We start from the raw sequence: 15,829 nt of genomic DNA on the forward strand, positions 1-15,829 counted from the left end.
GAAGATGGTGTACTTGGCAAAACCCTACGAACCGATTGCCAGCGATAGAATCCCTCGCTTTTGCTGGTGATAAGCGGCCAAGGCATGACCATAATCCGCATCCAGATCCGATAAGCGAATGCCCGCCCCCTCACCCCACACGATAGGATCAATCGTACGAATTTTAGGCCTTAGTTCGCGCCAGGGGTTGGTTTTGGCTTCGATAAACCGAATGGGACTCGTAAGCTGGATTACTTGACGCTGCAGGGCCTGATCCGGGCAACTCACGAGTTTATTCCAGAACGCCTGATCGGTGAGCCACACATCGGCTTCGCTGATGGCCGATAGCCGAAGGCCTGTTCGAATGAGCCCAGCCATCAATTCATATAAGCCAATCGCCTGGCTATTCGACCAACTTGATTCATCGGCTTTCATGTAGGTGTAGGCTAGCCATTGAGCCGTTGGAAGATCATCGACCCCGATCTGCTCATTCTGCACCCGCAAATGACTTACTGCTTTTATGGCTTCCTCAGCGGTCAATAAACTCAGCGCCAGTCCATCCCGAAAAAAGTAGTCCAGCCGGTCGGCACACAGCGCCGGGGCGTCTTGTTCCAGAATGGGGTAAGCGGCTTCGTGAACAAACTCCCGCCAGTCGTAGCCATACCGGGCTAAAACGGGGGGAATGTCCGATTGCTCCAGATAGGCGGCTTTCATCCGCTCGTGGTAACTCTGCCCCGTGGGTTCGGAAAAGACATGATCCATCACATGCGAAAAAGCGGTATGGCTCACATCGTGCAGTAAAGCGGCAACCTGCTCCTTCAGAGGGGCACCGAGCTGCCGAGCCAGCAGCATAACCCCTACCGAATGATCAAAGCGGGTGATGGGCTGGGTGATCCCCAAAAAGCCCGTAATGCCATGTTGTAGTATGTGTTTCAGACGTTGAACCGCCTGGGTGGCCATCAGATCAATCAACACGGGCTCGGTGATCGTAACCGGGCCGTAAACGGAATCAGTATAGTGCATAGGGACTGGTCAGGGTATACCGTCTTCTGTAATTAGTCAGGGACAAAACTAAGCACTTCAGGCGTTTGTTGGCCAACGGAAGGGATGCCTGATGATTAACTTATCGGACAGCGACCGCTCATGCGCAGCACTACGTTAAAATGTGTCAGCTTTCCCCACTTTTGTATCCGTCCAGAGCCCCGCCCCGGCCCCAACTTTGCCTCACCAAACGATGCAACTAAACGTCATGAGCAAAACCATTTTGATTACCGGTGCCTCCCGTGGCTTTGGCCAACTGTGGACCAAAGCTTTTCTGCAACAAGGTTATCAGGTAGCCGCCACCGCCCGAAACGTGGCCAGTCTGGCTGAACTGAAAGCCGAATTTGGGGGCCAACTGCTGCCCCTTCCCTTAGACGTAACCGACCGGCAAGCCGCCATCCAGGCCGTACAACAGGCCCATCAGCAGTTTGGCCGTTTGGATGTGCTGATCAACAACGCTGGCTATGGCCTCTTCGGCAGCGTGGAAGAAACTTCGGAGCAACAGGCGCGCGAACTGATGGAAACCAATTTCTTTGGCCTGCTCTGGCTGACCCAGGCCGTTCTGCCCATCATGCGCGAGCAGGGTCACGGCCACGTCATCCAGGTATCGAGCGTGCTGGGGCTGATCACCTGGCCGAACGTGGGGCTCTACAATGCCTCCAAGTTTGCCGTCGAAGGCCTCAGCGAAACGCTGGCCTCGGAGGTCAAAAGCTTTGGCATTCAGGTCAGTCTGGTAGAACCCGCCCCCTATGCTACCGACTATGCCGGTTCTTCGGCGGTACGCACCCAACCGCTACCCGCCTATGACCCCTTAAAGGCGAGTTTGCAGGCTCAATACGCCGACCTCTCGATGGGTCAGCCCGAAGCTACCACCGCAGCGATCCTCAAACTCATTGAAAGCGAACAACCACCGCTTAGGCTGCTACTGGGTAAACTCGCTTATTCCTTAATTAAACAAGGCTATAATAGCCGGTTTGCTGAGTGGGACGCCTGGGACCAGGTCGCCAGAGCGGCCCATGGCGTTTAACCAACTAACCATACCGGTAAAACTACACTATTTTTGGGTGTAGCTTTACCGGGTACGATCGTCTCATGTTCCTTGCCCTGACACATGATCCATTTCAATACCCTTAGCGCGATGCGCCGTGAGTTGGGTCTAACCCCGCCCGAGCATCCCCAGCTAGCCCTGGAACGGGGCCTGCGACGCTGCCCCCTGGATGGGCAGGCCTTCACCACCGATTGTTACGGGATCATGTTCAAAAAACTCAAGGCTGGCGTCATGCTCTATGGCCGTACGGCCTATGACCATACCAATGGCTCGCTGTCTTTTGTGAAACCCCGCCAACGGATCGAGTTTCAAAACCTGGACGTGGAGGAAGACAGTTTCCTGCTGTTTCTGCATGAGGATTACCTCAACGGCCATCCGCTGCACGAACAGATTCGACACTATTCGTACTTCGATTACGAAGTGGCCGAAGCGCTGCATCTCTCCCCGCGGGAAGAACAAATCATTTGGGACCTGTTTATGAAGATCGAAACCGAGTATTACAGCAATACCGACGAATACAGCCGACCGATTATCCTGACCCAACTGGATGCTCTGCTAACGTATTGCCAGCGCTTTTACAAGCGTCAGTTTGTCAACCGCGCCGAACTATCGGGCAAAACGGTGTCCCGGTTCAACCAGGCTTTAGGGAGTTACCTTCAAGACGGAGCGGGCCAAACCCACGGATTACCTACGGTCAATCAGTTGGCCGCTCAGCTCAACGTATCCTCGCGCTACCTGAGCGATCTGCTCAGGCAGGAAACGGGCAAAACGGCCATCGAGCTGATTCACATGCGCCTGATGGCCGAAGCCAAAAACCGGCTCCGTCTGAACGAACTGAGTATCTCCCAAATCGCCTATTCGCTTGGGTTTGACAACCCGTCTTATTTTTCAAGACTCTTCAAAAAAGAAGTTGGCCTTAGTCCGCTCCTGTTTAAAAAGCAACCTCAATAGTAAAGGACGAATAGCCGATATCGCCGGAAACTTTACACCGACCGGGAGATTGCTCAGTCAAGAGGGGCCACCTATTTCACAAAAATTGCCAACCATCAATAGAAACTCGATAAGCACGACTTTAATGGTCAGTATCATCAAGATGCTGACCATTTTTTATGAGTACGTAAGGCTCGCAGCCAGCGCACGCCAATGAAAATAAGTGCTTGTAGTGACAAGCGGTTTTTTTTATGGGTTGCCCGCGTAAGCACGATGAACCACAACCAGTCATATGAGAAATGTATTGATTTACAAAGTTCTTCCCTGTTTAGCGGGCGTACTTGTTTTTTTCTGGAGCGTTAAAGCAGCCAGTCAATCGATGGCTCTACGGTCAAAACTTGGAGCCAACAAAATCACATTGTCTTTGACCAAAAAGGGAGAACTGCGTTACAGCGTAACCCATCAGGATAAAATCATTATCGCCGACTCTCCCCTGGGCCTGACCCGTGACGATCAGGATTTTACGTCTGGCCTCGCAGTCGTTACTGTCTCACCCATCGGCGCAAGAAGAGAGCAGTACGACTTGAAGGTGGGGAATGTCAAAACGATCGATCATACTTTTGAGACGAAGAGCATAACGCTAAAAAATAGGGCGGGCGCGCTGATGATCATTGATCTGGTAGCCGGAAAAGAGGGCGTGGCTTTCCGGTACCGGTTTCCGGATCTGGATAAAACGACACGGGTGATCAGCCTGGAGAGCACAGGCTTTCAGATTGAGAAAAAGGCGAGGGGCTGGTTGCAGCCGTATAATAAAGCGGGAAAGGTTACCCCAGGCTATGAAGATTTTTACGTCAACATACATCCCGGCGATTCAATCAGTAATCCCCGTAACCCGTCTGTGGGTTGGTGTATGCCTGCCCTATTTCAGGTAAATGAAGGTAAAAACTGGGTTTTACTGGCGGAGTCGGGAACGGATGGTTCGTTTCCAGGCTGTCATTTACAACCCGATTCGAAAGGTGGACTGTATAAAATTGCCTTTGCCGAAACAGACGAAAAATATACTCTTCCCCTGCGCGGAACGAATCAGCCGGCATTCAGTCTTCCCTGGACTATGCCCTGGCGGGTGATCATCATTGGTGAACAGGCGGGGGACATCCTGCTGTCGACCTTGATCACCGATTTAGCTCCTGGCTCTAAATTTGACGACACGTCCTGGATCGAAGGGGGAAAAGCCACCTGGTCATGGTGGTCCCATCCCGAGGATCACTCCCCTGACATGTATAACCAGTTCACTACGCTTGCGGCTTCCTTCAATTTCGGCTATACGCTGTTTGACGCGGGCTGGGAGAAAGCCGACCGAGAAGGGGGAATTATTGCTAAGGCTACTGCTCAGGGCATCAAACCAATGGTATGGGGCTATTCGGCTTCGTATTTCGACCCAGAGAAAAGAAGAGCGCGGTTTAAAGAATTGGCGGCTATGGGCGTCAAAGGGGTTAAAATCGACTTTTGGTGCTCAGACCGGCAGGAGGTAATGGCCTGTCTGCCCTCACTTTTTGAGGATGCCGCGAAAGAGCATTTACTGGTCAACCTTCATGGCACTACCGTTCCCAGAGGCTGGCATCGAACCTGGCCCAATTTCATGACAGCCGAGGCTGTTCTAGGAACGGAACATTATTTTTATGAATCCAGATACCCTGATTTAGCCGCTGAACAGAATACCATATTGCCATTCACCAGAAATGTAGCTGGCCCCACAGACTACACACCGTTTGCCCTAACCATCCGAAAATACCCCCGGTTGAACACAGCGGTTCATGAGCTGGCGACGGCGATGATCTATACATCGGGCATTATTCATTTTGCGGACTCCAAAGAAATATTTGACTCCCTGCCGGTGCAGGTTCGACAGTTATTGAAAGACATGCCCGCCACCTGGGATAAAACGGAAAGTATTATCGCTGAACCGGGGGAACAACTCATACTCGCTCGTCAGAAGGACCGTTTTTCTTACGTTGTAGGCATAAATGGTACGAATAAAGTAGTACCCGTCAAGCTAAATCTGGCCAAATACGCCAAGGGTTTTTCCAAATTTAGAATCATCAGGGAAGGCGAAAATGCACTGATGACGTTCAAGACGGAAACCTACCCCATCACGTCTACCTGGCAGTATGCTTTTGCGCCCAAAGGAGGCTTTATCATTCAGTTTGTTAATGAATAAGACTGGTCGAGTTGGTAATTTCCCCGGGCAGACCATCGATAAGGTACGGCATTGGTAGAGACCATGTTGTGCTCTGTTATGTCAACCCTCTTTTTTGTATTGCTTCTTCATTCATACCGTAAGGAATAAAACGTTTGCTGTACCTAAACGCAAATCAGCTAGCCAGCAATAAAGCTAACTAGCTGATTACCAACGTGATCCCGTTTGGATTCGAACCAAAGACCGCCTTCTTAGAAGGAAGATGCTCTATCCAGCTGAGCTACGGGACCAAATTACCGGACCAGTTGCTCTAGCAACCCGATCCATTTTCTGAATACTCTACAGAACGTATGCTGCACCGAGCATTTAGAAGCGTCAAAATTACGCTCATTGACACTAGAATGCAAAAAACTGACTCCCGAAAATCATTTTAACTTTGCCAGTAACCGATTAGCCAGTATCGAAGCTCTCAAAATGAGCCGAGTCATCTTACAGCCTGGAGATACTAGTCAGGATGTATAACGCAGACGAACCGAATTAACGTACTTGAAGAACATTTGCTTAGCAGGAAAGTTATCTACCCATCGGTATTCTTAATCCCACTGATAAACCAATGAGCAGTAACTCCGAAAATCTGAAGGTTATTTTTTTCGAACCAGCCTCTGAAAATAAGGCAGGCTGTATAATCGCTGATGCCTATTTTAGCTTCGTCCCTACGTTTAAAGAAGGCGACGAAATAAATATTGCCCTCTCCCGCAAAGAGACAGCCAATGAAGCTGTGCATGATCCGATTGGGTACAAAACCCACCAAATCGTCAAGACAGACTGGGTGATGATGATTGATGAACAAACAAAAGAAGCCCTTGCTACGCTTGTTGTCTCGGTTTCATTGATTTCTCCGTCGGCCAACGTCATCTCAGCATTCCCCAATGTAGTCGGCACTCATGCCTGATACGAACACGTAGACGCTGTAGTAAGCCTGAAAAATTGCCGCAGGCTGACGAGTAGTTTACTACATTCATATAGACATAAGGTGTTTCATCATCAAAAATCGCTACCTTGTAGGTTAGGCAAAACACCTTAACTATGGCTAGATTCATTGAAGTAACTGTTAGTGAGCGAAATACCTTATTCGATGCAAGTCATATCGCGAGCGTGATGGATATGGCCGCGGGTTGCTATGTTTATGTAGTAGGCATTGCCCAGCCATTCAACGTAGCACAAACCTATCAGGAGGTTGTCAGTGCGCTTAAACGAGCTCCTGACATCGCGGGTTTTGTGTATTCTATTATTGATAAGGCCAAACAGAGCAATCCACCAATTGTGGCTGGTTAATAGGTTAAGTACACTCCCTAGTCAGCTATTCCAGAAATAACAAATCAAAGCCTGCCAACAATTGGCAGGCTTTGTTGTAAACACGGCAAGGCTAGAATTCTTCAGGAAGTTGCTCCGATACGGCTTAAATACACTGATCCAGCCGCCATGTTTTGCGAAGGTTCAGAACCATCTGGCCCAATAGGTCCATCGAAAGTGGCTTGGTCAAAAATTCATTTGCCCCCAGGGCAAAAGCACGTTGGCGATCGACGGTTTCGTTGGATGTGGTGAGAATCACAATGGGTTTATTGGCGTATAAAGGACTATGACGCAACAGCTGCAACGCTTCCAGCCCATTGATGCGGGGCATATTCAGATCAAGAATAATTAAACAGGGTTCCGTTTCAGCCTCCGACAATGCATCGAGCAGGGCTAACCCATCTTCGGCAAACAGCAAATGACACTCAGGGCTATGCTCAGCAAACGCGTATCGCAAAAGCATCCGGTCGTCTTCATCATCGTCTGCAATAAATACACTGTGGGAGGGAGAATCTTTCATTGATTTGGTTGATCATTACGGTATTTGCGGCAACCAAGATACATCAACCAACTCAATTATCCTTTACCTACATGGAATTCAGGGGTTGGCTGAAGTAAGCAATTATCCTCTGTTACGTGTATATGTGTTTGTTGAAACCTGGTCGAACGAATGAGCACACAAAGGTATTGGGTAGCTCTTCTGGATGAAGAGGACGTTGTTTTCTGGCAATATAGCTTTGGGCGAGTTTGACCAGGTTCTGGTAGCTAATTACGGGGGCCGGATCGATCAAGCAGCCTTAACATACCATAAGTCCAGATGACAGCTAACGATCTTTATACCGGCAAATACACATAAAAAGTAGCCCCTTGCCCAGGCTGGCTTTTCGCCGTGATGGCTCCTCCGTGGTTCGTTACTACTTTTTCGCAAATAGCCAGACCAATGCCCGTTCCCGTGTATTCTTTTTTGCGATGCAGTCGCTGGAACACCTGAAAAATGCGGTCAGTATACTTTTCATCGAAGCCAATTCCATTATCCGCCACGGTCAGGCAGTGGTAAGTCCGGGCGGTGCGAACCGGCCTGACAGTATCCGGTAAGCGTTTCGCCGTAAGGTGCTGCGCGCTTACCTGAATAACCGGACTTACGCCAGGCCGCTGAAACTTTAGTGCGTTACTTATCAGATTCAGGAAGAGCTGGCTTAGTTGGCTAGCATCACCCAGTAAGGTGGGTAATGGATCAACCCGGATGACGGCCCCCGTTTCCTGAACACGTACCTCCAGATCGATTAGAACCTGATTGACCACTTCAGACAGATCAACCTGCGATCGGGAGTCCTGTTTAGTCGAAATAGTTGAAAAAGCCAGTAGATCGCTGATCAGCGTCGACATCCGCCCAGACGCGGAGTACATCCGCTCCAGGAGGCCAATGCCTTCACCAAGCTGATCGGCGTATTGATCTTTGAGCAGTTCAGCAAAGGCCTGAATTTTGCGTACCGGCTCCTGCAGGTCATGGCTGGCGACGTAGGCAAAGCGCTGCAGATTTTCGTTGGAGCGCTTCAATTCAGCATTCAGGTCCGTAAGGTCCGTATTAGCGACAAGCAACTCCTGGGTTCGTTCGGCCACCCGTATTTCGAGCGCCGTAGCTAACGCTTTGTACCTGGCCTCGCTTCGCTCGACGGCAAACCGCGCCTGCTCTGCCAATGTACGGGCCTGGATCAGCTCCGTTTCGTAGCTCTGTCGCTGCCCGATTGGCAAATAAGCGCAGTAAATCGCCCCCGCATTTTCGGCTTCCTGAGCAACGGCGTTCAATAGTACAGGAATTTGCTCACCTTGCCGGGTCAACAAGGTCAACACGACTTCATCGGCACGCCCAGTATGAATGACAAGCGGGTAGAAATTAGTCTGGTAAAACAGTAAACTCGCTTTTGTCAGAATCAGCCTAATGTGCTTTCCTAATAGTTCAGAAGGCGCGTAGCCCAGCTGCTGTTCAGCGGTCGAATTAATGTAAATGATTGCGCTATCTTCACGAACCCGTATGACCCCACAGGGCAGTTGGTTGATCAACTCATCCATAATAAACTAATTCTGCTGAATAGAGGATAAATACTCGTTTATCAAAGCAACTGTTTCAGCGGAAGCGCTCACATGTGGGTAGTGCCCCGTAGCCTGCATATAGCGCAATGTACTGTTGGGCAAGTGTTTATGAATATATTCACCAACAAACAAAGGCGCAACAATATCCTGGGAAGATTGCAGAATCAGGGTTGGTACGTTCAGTTTAGGCAAGTCAAATCGAAAATCAGAAAGGTAGGTGATCCGGGCAAACTGCCGCATGATTACCCAGTCTGCGGCATAAAAGCTTTGCGCTAGCTCCTGGCTCAAAGCTGGCTTATCGGCGTTACCCATTACAGCGGGCGCTACCGTCGTAGCCCACCTCATGTAATTCTGATCCATCATATCCAGCATCTGGTCGATGTCAGCCAGCTCAAAACCACCCATATAATCAGGTTTCTCGTTCAGGTAGCGGGCAGAGGGAGCAATCATGATGAGCTGGTCGAATAGCTGCGGCTGTTGAATAGCCGCCAGGAGACCAATCATTGAACTAACCGAATGGCCCACAAATAGCACATTCGTCAGTGCCAGAGCCTGACAGATTTCCAACACATCCTGGGCGTATCCGTTCAGTTCGTTGTAGCGGATTGGGTCGTACTCTGCCCGATCTGACTTACCGGAGCCAACATAATCAAATAGAATCAGTCGGTACCGTTCCTTGAAAGCGGGCGTAATATAACGCCACATATGCTGGTCACAGCCTAATCCGTGAGCCAACACCATAGGTTGAGTTCCCTCGCCAATTATCGTTACGTTATTGCGTTTCAGAACATCCTGGTTCATGCTCTTTCAGGCTTAGTCCACCATAGGAAGCCAGCGGACTTCCTGTGATTTTTCCGAAAATGAATCGCCAACAAGTTAACTAATTTTATTTATGATAAACAAAAATAGTAACCAGGACAACCCACCGACTATGTCAATCAAAAATAAGTAGCGTAGCATCCGATTAAACTGGATGAGCTGACCCCACAGCAGGGATCTTACTTCAAGGGCATCTGAACCATCGTCGCGCTATTAGCCCCCAGTTGGGTGGTTGGAAGCTGCCCATTCCATTTGGAAATCCACTGCTGCTGAATCAGCATGGGCGTAAGCGTTCGCTGCTTTAATTCGTTAGCACGGGCTTCTGCCTCCGCTTCAATTACTTTGGCGCGGGCAATCCCGTTTGCTTTAGTGACGGCAATTTCAGCCGATGCCTTCTCGGAAGCAATCTGATTGTTTAGGCGTAGTGCATTCTGAACCGCTGTATTCTTTGCATCGATCATAGCTTGCAGGGACTCAGGGGGCATCAGGCCAGAGGTAATGTTCTCAAAGGAGAACCCGTCATCGCCTAAGGCTTTTCTGAGCTTAGCCTCCACCTGTTCTTCAAAGCCTGCCCGGTTATTGACCAGTGAGTCAGGACTAAACGAGTTGGCCACATCCCGGTAAGAATTATAGACAATCGTTCTCAAAATATTATTTTCAATATCAGGTAATTCCTTCCGGTACTTACGGTAGACATTGGCCCCCTGCCCTTTAACCAGATGATAGTTCAGGGTCGGGTCAATTTTAAAGAGAGTACCGCCCTTGGCACTCACCTGAAAGGGATCGAAGTCTTTGGTTTGCGTAAAGGTTGGATACTGCTCGATGAAGGAAGTCAGGGGATTATAGAAGATCCAGCCCGTTACGTTTTCGATGTCGGATGCGCCACGGTCCGAACCAATTTTACTAACCTTGATACCTTCGTGCGAAGCATCGACCGTCGTACAGGAATTAACCAGAAACAGACCGGCCAGCAGCAGGATGACACCGTAGAGGATCAGTCGCATTTTACTCATTTTTAAACGGGTTTTTCGTGAACAGTTTACTGTGAATGGAAAGCCATAAATAAAGCGTAATGACTAAACCGGCCACGACCAGAAGGTAATCGCTGGGTTGGTTAAGTAGCCAGTAGACTCTGTTGAAACACAGGGCGCTAAACACAACAAAGGAAAAGTATTGAAGCGTTTTGGTAAGTGTCATGACAATCTATTTTTGCCTAAAGAAACGGCTTCTGCGGGCGTCTGACACGGATAATTGTATGAATGGTGGTTATACTGTCAAATATGGCTATTTTTTGTGTCAGCGGGGACGACGGTCGCGCTCATGACCTGTTTACTCTGGAGACTGTCCTAGTAGACATTGTACTTTTTTCATGCGCGATTCGATTTCTCAGTTTACTACCATTACGTAGATCGGTCCGAAAGGAGTAACGTCTTTTAATGAAGTACAGATGTAAGCTCACACCTGTCTCAGGAGATACTAATCACGACCTTATTGTACTCGAACTAACTGAACACCCAGCACCGGGCGGCCATCGACCGTAACGCCTTGTATGACCACGCGTAACGTTCGCACTACATCCGACAGGGGACAATGTAGCTGACTGTGACCCTTACTATCCGTTTGCATGAGGGGTTTCCAATAAAAAACGTCCCGTCGATCAATGCGGCCAGAAATGGTGCTGGTGTTTGCCTGCGCATCATAGCGTGGCACATAAAATTCGCCCTGCACCGACGGGTAACCAACAAATTGAATCGGCTTCATAGCTTCCTCAGTTCTCGTATTGCCCTGCATAGATCGTGTAGTTTGAACCGATTAAGGGTCTCAATGGACGTGCTCATACCGGAGATGGGATTCATAGGACCGCCTGGTGGGGCGCTGATAGCCTGGAACAGATAGGAACCGGTCGATAAGAAACTAGCTTTTTGCAAACAACTAGCTTTAACAAATGTTGGGTCGTACGTATAGCCGTTTTACGTATCCGCTTCTTTCGCTTGGCTGCTTACCGATGTCAAAGCGAGCTCCCGATGGTTAAGCCTGACGCCCATGGGCTTCATCAACGATTGAGACAAGGCTGAGACTCGGCGGCTGATTGCCTGACACCCATTCATGGGTTATCGTCCTAAATGATCATGGGTTAGCCTACCTACCGGCGCGGTCCATTTTTTAAGATGCGACCTTAGCCTCACTTTTTTAGCTTACCTATAACATTCCTATTAAACAAAAGTTATTGGCAGACAAGTCGGCGACTCGACAGGGGTGAGTGAATCTCACGCTACGTAAATCGTTACCAGGACTTGACAGTATAGCCCAAACCATGCTGATAGCGGTAGTTATCAGAATAACAACGCACGACCATTCCGCAGAATGACCACTCTTCGGTACGGTGACAAGGTGAATGGGCTTGTCTTCAGCAGACACTATCTGTCTGTTAACCAAGCGTACAATGGCCTGTTATTGCTTAGTCTAAAGGGAAAAACGATACAGATTGTGTTAACAGGCTTGCCCGATACACACGACACGCCCTTCGGCTAACCCAAACGCTTCGCTCGGCAAGCGTGGGTCTGATCCTGGAAAAGCCAGTTGTTTTTACGCCTTTTTAACTTACCGCTCAGGTAGGTTTCTAAACCCGTCATTGTCGCGGCTGGACCCGTTTTGCCAAAAGGGCAAACGCTTAAGTTAGCTTCAAGGCGGCATGCCAGCTTGACGTCTTCAGTAGAGTAGTTCAATCACGTTTAACGACAGGAAGCTATGTTAGCAATGAATTTTCGCGGTCCCCGTCAAATCAGGTTAGACCGGAACAAGCCCGAGCCGGAAATCAAGCATCCTTATGATGCCATTGTCCGGGTCACCCGATCCCTGATTTGCGGCTCAGACCTGCACTTGTATCACGGTCGTGTGCCCGATACCCGGGTGGGCATGACCTTTGGCCATGAGTTTACCGGCGTAGTCGAAGCGGTAGGCTCGGGCGTACAAAAATTAAAAGTAGGTGACCATGTGCTGGTGCCGTTCAACGTTGCCTGCGGCACCTGCCCCCATTGCAAGCAGGAACTCTATGGCAACTGCAATGAGTCCAATCCGGAAGCCACCGCCGTCGGCGGCTTTTTTGGCTATGCGCACACGGGCGGTGGCTATGATGGCGGACAGGCCGAATACGTTCGGGTACCCTACGCCGATGTGAGCCCCACCAAAATCCCTGACGGCATGGACCTGGAAAATGCGGTGCTGCTGACAGACGTCGTGCCGACGGGCTACCAGGCTGCCGAGCAGGGCGGCATCCAGAAAGGCGATACCGTGGTGGTGTTTGGCGCCGGTCCGGTAGGGCTGATGGCGGCCCGTTTTGCCTGGTTTTTCGGGGCTACCCGCGTCATTGTGATCGATCACGTCGACTACCGCCTGGAGTTTGCCCGCAAGTTTGCCTATGCCGAGGCTTACAACTTCCGGGAAATGAAAGACCCCGTGTTGTTCCTGAAAAAAGCCACCGACTACTTTGGCGCTGACGTTTGTATCGATGCAGTGGGCTGCGATGGCACCGGCAGTGCCTTACAAACCATCACCGGTAAAGGACTGCTGTTGCAGGCCGGCGATGCCACGGCCCTGCACTGGGCCATCAACTCGGTCAAAAAAGGCGGAATTGTGTCCATCATTGGCGTATACGGTCCGCCCTGGAACCTGGTACCCATTGGCAGTCTGATGAACAAAGGCATTACCCTACGGGCCAACCAGGCATCGGTAAAACGGCTGCTGCCCAAACTGATTGATCACATAATGAGCGGTCGCATCAATCCCAAGGAAATAATCACGCACCGGCTGCCCCTGGAAGAAGTGTCGGATGCTTACCGCATGTTTTCCGGTAAGATGGACCACATCGTCAAACCCTTATTAATTCCCCCAAGCGCCCATGCGGCTTAAACCCTTATCGTATGCAACCCGTATTAGAAGAGAAACTAGATGAATTTCAGGACCGCAAGATTGCGGACCGAAACCTGAAAAGCCGCACGAAAGACATCCCCGGCTGGGGCATGGATGCCGACCCGGAAAATGACCCCACGTACCCGATGAAGCATTGGAACGGTGCGGACCACGAACGGCTCAACTATGAAAAAGCCCCCCAACAGCCCATCGACATCGAGGTCTTGCATTCGGTGGAACGACCGGGCGTTACGCGGGTCTTTGGTACGTCATCACCGCCGTCGGGCCTCAGTGGGGCTCTCCGTCGCTATGCCTATCAGTATAGCGAAGCAACCGCTACGCACTGGATGACGCTGATATTGGCCGACCGGATAAACGCCATTGAGGGAAAGCTGAGTGACTTAACACAGGGCATTTTTCCCAATCCCTGGATTGAAAGGGGCTGGCGAGCGGAATGGAAGCACAACCGCCCTGCTTTTATCCGAAAGACAGCGACTACGGCCTTGCTGATCACGGCTGGCTTGATGCTGCTGAAACGAAAAAACAAGCATAAGTAGCTGATGGCAAGCGGGTAGGACTACAAGTTTAGTATAGACGCTTGTAAACTGTTTTTTTCGACAGGATTTTCAGGATTAACAGGATTTTTAGAATGTATCTCGGCAATAGTTAACACAATACATTCTGAAAATCCTGTTAATCCTGTCGAAAAAAGACCTTATCCTATACCCCTTTTAGGTTGATCCATTCCGACCCGACTTGTAAATAAGTACCTCCCTGCAGGTACCCTATTAATTAAACCGATTCAATCATGAGTACGAGCAGTCAGGAATTAGAACAAGTTTTTTCAGACGATACCTACCAATTAACCGGTGTAGCTATATCGAAAGACGGTCGTTTGTTTAGCTGTTATCCGTTATGGCCCGGACCACACCAGGACAGTGTTGTCGAAATTTTACCCAATAACCGGGTGAAACCGTATCCAGACGAGCAATGGAACAGCTGGCAGGCAGGGGACGATGGAACAAACAAATGGGTTTGTGTGCAAGCCGTGTATGTGGATGAAGAGAACTACCTGTGGGTGGTGGACCCGGCCTGCCCGAATATGGAACAGGTTTATGACACTAGTTTTAAGCTGGTCAAGTTCAACCTGGCTACCGACAGCATCGAAGACGTGTACCGGTTTGATGGCGTACTAAGTAACAAAAGCTATATCAACGATGTGCGGGTCGATACCCGTCGACAGGTAGCTTATTTAACCAACTCCAACGAAGGGGGAATTGTGGTGGTTAATTTGGAAACGGGAACTAGCTGGCAGGTCTTGCACAACCATCCGTCGGTGAAACACGACCCTTCCTTTACCCTGATCGTGGACGGGAAGGAATTCAAAAAGCAGGGGCAGCCGGTACACCTTCAATCCGATGGCATTGCCTTAACACCGGATGGCGAATGGCTGTATTACAAACCGCTCACCGACAATAAACTCTACCGTATCCGAACGGAATTTTTGCGAAACGAAGCCTTGTCGGAAGATCAACGGGAGGCTGCGGTAGAAGATTTGGGACGGTTTGCGGTTACGGACGGGATGATCTTCGACAAAAACGGCAACCTGTATCTGGGTGATTACCAGAATTATAAACTGGTGCGACTAACGCCTGCGCACAAGCTGGAAGATGTCGTGTCCGATGAACGGCTGATCTGGCCGGATAGTTATTCGATTTCGACGGATGATTATTTATACATCAGCTGCTCTCAGATCAATAAGCAACCCGATTACAATGAAGGCGAAAATAAACGAACCACACCGTATGCCATTTACCGAATGAGGCTGCCTGATGCCTAATGCGCTACCAAGTTAGTTGCGGGTAACCTCCCACCTAGTGCCTTAGTGGTCCGGCTGCGCCGACGGTTCAACTGGATGGCGCAATTTTACCTCAACATACCCTACTTTCATGACACATCAAACAAGCGTTTCAATTGACATAATCTAGTTACCCTATCACGTGTCTTGAATAAATGGCAAAACGTAGGATTAAAGTTGTACCTTGTTAACTATCATACGTATTACAAACCTTTAAACTCATATATCATGGAAAAACTGTCATTACTGGCTCGTGTTCAAGCAAAACCTGGCCAAGAAGCTACTGTCGAGAACTTTCTGAAAGAAGCGCTGGCTATGGCTCAACGGGAAGAGGGCACCCTTCGTTGGTATGCCTTCAAGATCGATGAGAATACGTTTGGTATTTTCGACACATTTGCCAATGAGGACGGCCGGCAAGCCCACCTGAGCGGTGAAATTGCGAAGGGGTTGATGGCAAATGCTGACACGTTACTGAGTGCGCCCCCTGTGATCGAAAAACTTGAATTACTTGCCGTCAAGTAACTGTTTTAACAGGGCAGTGACTTTCGTGTTTTGGTAAGAAAAGTAGAAAGGAAGGTAAACAAATCTTATTGGATTTGTTTAC

16 protein-coding genes and 1 tRNA gene are annotated in these 15,829 nt (G+C 49.6%); 9 read left to right on the forward strand and 8 right to left on the reverse strand.

From position 1 onward, the window contains the following. Positions 1–24: 24 nt before the first annotated feature. The gene (locus tag ACYU8Y_RS19820; RefSeq protein ID WP_460939811.1) at positions 25–1,002 is read right to left on the reverse strand and encodes an HD domain-containing protein; all 978 of its coding nucleotides are present in this window, start codon (positions 1,000–1,002) and stop codon (positions 25–27) included. 226 nt (positions 1,003–1,228) lie between these two features. On the opposite strand from ACYU8Y_RS19820, the gene ACYU8Y_RS19825 reads away from it, so the two are divergent. The 3 genes from ACYU8Y_RS19825 (at position 1,229) to ACYU8Y_RS19835 (ending at position 5,216) form a co-directional block, all read left to right on the forward strand. Continuing rightward, positions 1,229–2,047 carry an SDR family NAD(P)-dependent oxidoreductase gene (locus ACYU8Y_RS19825; RefSeq protein ID WP_460939812.1) on the forward strand — a complete coding sequence of 273 codons (819 nt, stop codon included), beginning with the start codon at positions 1,229–1,231 and terminating at the stop codon, positions 2,045–2,047. A gap of 84 nt (positions 2,048–2,131) precedes the next feature. Further along, the gene (locus ACYU8Y_RS19830) at positions 2,132–3,019 is read left to right on the forward strand and encodes a helix-turn-helix domain-containing protein (RefSeq protein WP_460939813.1); all 888 of its coding nucleotides are present in this window, start codon (positions 2,132–2,134) and stop codon (positions 3,017–3,019) included. A 271-nt stretch (positions 3,020–3,290) separates the two neighbouring features. Continuing rightward, positions 3,291–5,216, forward strand: coding sequence for a glycoside hydrolase family 97 protein (locus tag ACYU8Y_RS19835; RefSeq protein ID WP_460939814.1), 1,926 nt, complete (start codon positions 3,291–3,293; stop codon positions 5,214–5,216). A gap of 195 nt (positions 5,217–5,411) precedes the next feature. Here the strand turns inward: ACYU8Y_RS19835 and ACYU8Y_RS19840 are convergent. Beyond that, positions 5,412–5,485 (reverse strand) — tRNA-Arg (locus tag ACYU8Y_RS19840). 323 nt (positions 5,486–5,808) lie between these two features. Here ACYU8Y_RS19840 and ACYU8Y_RS19845 point away from each other — a divergent pair. Both ACYU8Y_RS19845 and ACYU8Y_RS19850 read left to right on the forward strand, forming a co-directional pair. Next, positions 5,809–6,147, forward strand: coding sequence for a hypothetical protein (locus tag ACYU8Y_RS19845; protein ID WP_460939815.1), 339 nt, complete (start codon positions 5,809–5,811; stop codon positions 6,145–6,147). Positions 6,148–6,281: 134 nt separating this feature from the next. Further along, positions 6,282–6,530, forward strand: a complete 249-nt coding sequence (locus ACYU8Y_RS19850) for a hypothetical protein (RefSeq protein ID WP_460939816.1) — start codon at positions 6,282–6,284, stop codon at positions 6,528–6,530. A gap of 124 nt (positions 6,531–6,654) precedes the next feature. Here the strand turns inward: ACYU8Y_RS19850 and ACYU8Y_RS19855 are convergent, their stop codons facing one another. The 6 genes from ACYU8Y_RS19855 to ACYU8Y_RS19880 form a co-directional block, all read right to left on the reverse strand. Beyond that, the gene (locus ACYU8Y_RS19855) at positions 6,655–7,068 is read right to left on the reverse strand and encodes a response regulator (RefSeq protein ID WP_460939817.1); all 414 of its coding nucleotides are present in this window, start codon (positions 7,066–7,068) and stop codon (positions 6,655–6,657) included. Positions 7,069–7,382: 314 nt separating this feature from the next. Then, on the reverse strand, positions 7,383–8,618 hold the full coding sequence (locus ACYU8Y_RS19860; protein WP_460939818.1) for a sensor histidine kinase: 1,236 nt from the start codon (positions 8,616–8,618) through the stop codon (positions 7,383–7,385). A 6-nt stretch (positions 8,619–8,624) separates the two neighbouring features. Further along, complete coding sequence (locus ACYU8Y_RS19865; RefSeq protein WP_460939819.1) at positions 8,625–9,440, reverse strand: alpha/beta fold hydrolase; 816 nt, start codon at positions 9,438–9,440, stop codon at positions 8,625–8,627. A 197-nt stretch (positions 9,441–9,637) separates the two neighbouring features. Further along, entirely contained in the window at positions 9,638–10,471 is an 834-nt protein-coding gene (locus tag ACYU8Y_RS19870; RefSeq protein ID WP_460939820.1) for an SPFH domain-containing protein, read from the reverse strand. Beyond that, on the reverse strand, positions 10,464–10,655 hold the full coding sequence (locus tag ACYU8Y_RS19875) for a hypothetical protein (protein WP_460939821.1): 192 nt from the start codon (positions 10,653–10,655) through the stop codon (positions 10,464–10,466). The genes ACYU8Y_RS19870 and ACYU8Y_RS19875 overlap by 8 nt, the downstream gene beginning before the upstream one ends. 291 nt (positions 10,656–10,946) lie before the next feature. After that, positions 10,947–11,219: a hypothetical protein gene (locus tag ACYU8Y_RS19880; RefSeq protein WP_460939822.1), complete on the reverse strand. Its 273-nt coding sequence runs from the start codon at positions 11,217–11,219 to the stop codon at positions 10,947–10,949. A gap of 987 nt (positions 11,220–12,206) precedes the next feature. Between ACYU8Y_RS19880 and ACYU8Y_RS19885 the strand changes: the two genes are divergently transcribed. The 4 genes from ACYU8Y_RS19885 to ACYU8Y_RS19900 all read left to right on the forward strand — a co-directional run bounded on the left by ACYU8Y_RS19885 (position 12,207) and on the right by ACYU8Y_RS19900 (position 15,747). After that, positions 12,207–13,367, forward strand: coding sequence for a zinc-dependent alcohol dehydrogenase (locus ACYU8Y_RS19885; protein ID WP_460939823.1), 1,161 nt, complete (start codon positions 12,207–12,209; stop codon positions 13,365–13,367). An 11-nt stretch (positions 13,368–13,378) separates the two neighbouring features. Continuing rightward, complete coding sequence (locus ACYU8Y_RS19890) at positions 13,379–13,924, forward strand: hypothetical protein (RefSeq protein ID WP_460939824.1); 546 nt, start codon at positions 13,379–13,381, stop codon at positions 13,922–13,924. A gap of 251 nt (positions 13,925–14,175) precedes the next feature. After that, positions 14,176–15,207 (forward strand): L-dopachrome tautomerase-related protein, encoded by a 1,032-nt coding sequence (locus tag ACYU8Y_RS19895; RefSeq protein WP_460939825.1) that lies wholly within the window; start codon positions 14,176–14,178, stop codon positions 15,205–15,207. Between the two features lie 246 nt (positions 15,208–15,453). Then, on the forward strand, positions 15,454–15,747 hold the full coding sequence (locus ACYU8Y_RS19900) for a putative quinol monooxygenase (protein WP_460939826.1): 294 nt from the start codon (positions 15,454–15,456) through the stop codon (positions 15,745–15,747). The last annotated feature ends 82 nt before the right edge of the window (positions 15,748–15,829 follow it).

Source organism: Spirosoma humi, from assembly GCF_054776575.1.

Coding starts and splice junctions, on each gene's coding strand:
- ACYU8Y_RS19820 (WP_460939811.1), bottom strand. CDS start 1,002: ATGCACTATACTGATTCCGTTTACGGCCCGGTTACGATCACCGAGCCC.
- ACYU8Y_RS19825 (WP_460939812.1), top strand. CDS start 1,229: ATGAGCAAAACCATTTTGATTACCGGTGCCTCCCGTGGCTTTGGCCAA.
- ACYU8Y_RS19830 (WP_460939813.1), top strand. CDS start 2,132: ATGATCCATTTCAATACCCTTAGCGCGATGCGCCGTGAGTTGGGTCTA.
- ACYU8Y_RS19835 (WP_460939814.1), top strand. CDS start 3,291: ATGAGAAATGTATTGATTTACAAAGTTCTTCCCTGTTTAGCGGGCGTA.
- ACYU8Y_RS19845 (WP_460939815.1), top strand. CDS start 5,809: ATGAGCAGTAACTCCGAAAATCTGAAGGTTATTTTTTTCGAACCAGCC.
- ACYU8Y_RS19850 (WP_460939816.1), top strand. CDS start 6,282: ATGGCTAGATTCATTGAAGTAACTGTTAGTGAGCGAAATACCTTATTC.
- ACYU8Y_RS19855 (WP_460939817.1), bottom strand. CDS start 7,068: ATGAAAGATTCTCCCTCCCACAGTGTATTTATTGCAGACGATGATGAA.
- ACYU8Y_RS19860 (WP_460939818.1), bottom strand. CDS start 8,618: ATGGATGAGTTGATCAACCAACTGCCCTGTGGGGTCATACGGGTTCGT.
- ACYU8Y_RS19865 (WP_460939819.1), bottom strand. CDS start 9,440: ATGAACCAGGATGTTCTGAAACGCAATAACGTAACGATAATTGGCGAG.
- ACYU8Y_RS19870 (WP_460939820.1), bottom strand. CDS start 10,471: ATGAGTAAAATGCGACTGATCCTCTACGGTGTCATCCTGCTGCTGGCC.
- ACYU8Y_RS19875 (WP_460939821.1), bottom strand. CDS start 10,655: ATGACACTTACCAAAACGCTTCAATACTTTTCCTTTGTTGTGTTTAGC.
- ACYU8Y_RS19880 (WP_460939822.1), bottom strand. CDS start 11,219: ATGAAGCCGATTCAATTTGTTGGTTACCCGTCGGTGCAGGGCGAATTT.
- ACYU8Y_RS19885 (WP_460939823.1), top strand. CDS start 12,207: ATGTTAGCAATGAATTTTCGCGGTCCCCGTCAAATCAGGTTAGACCGG.
- ACYU8Y_RS19890 (WP_460939824.1), top strand. CDS start 13,379: ATGCAACCCGTATTAGAAGAGAAACTAGATGAATTTCAGGACCGCAAG.
- ACYU8Y_RS19895 (WP_460939825.1), top strand. CDS start 14,176: ATGAGTACGAGCAGTCAGGAATTAGAACAAGTTTTTTCAGACGATACC.
- ACYU8Y_RS19900 (WP_460939826.1), top strand. CDS start 15,454: ATGGAAAAACTGTCATTACTGGCTCGTGTTCAAGCAAAACCTGGCCAA.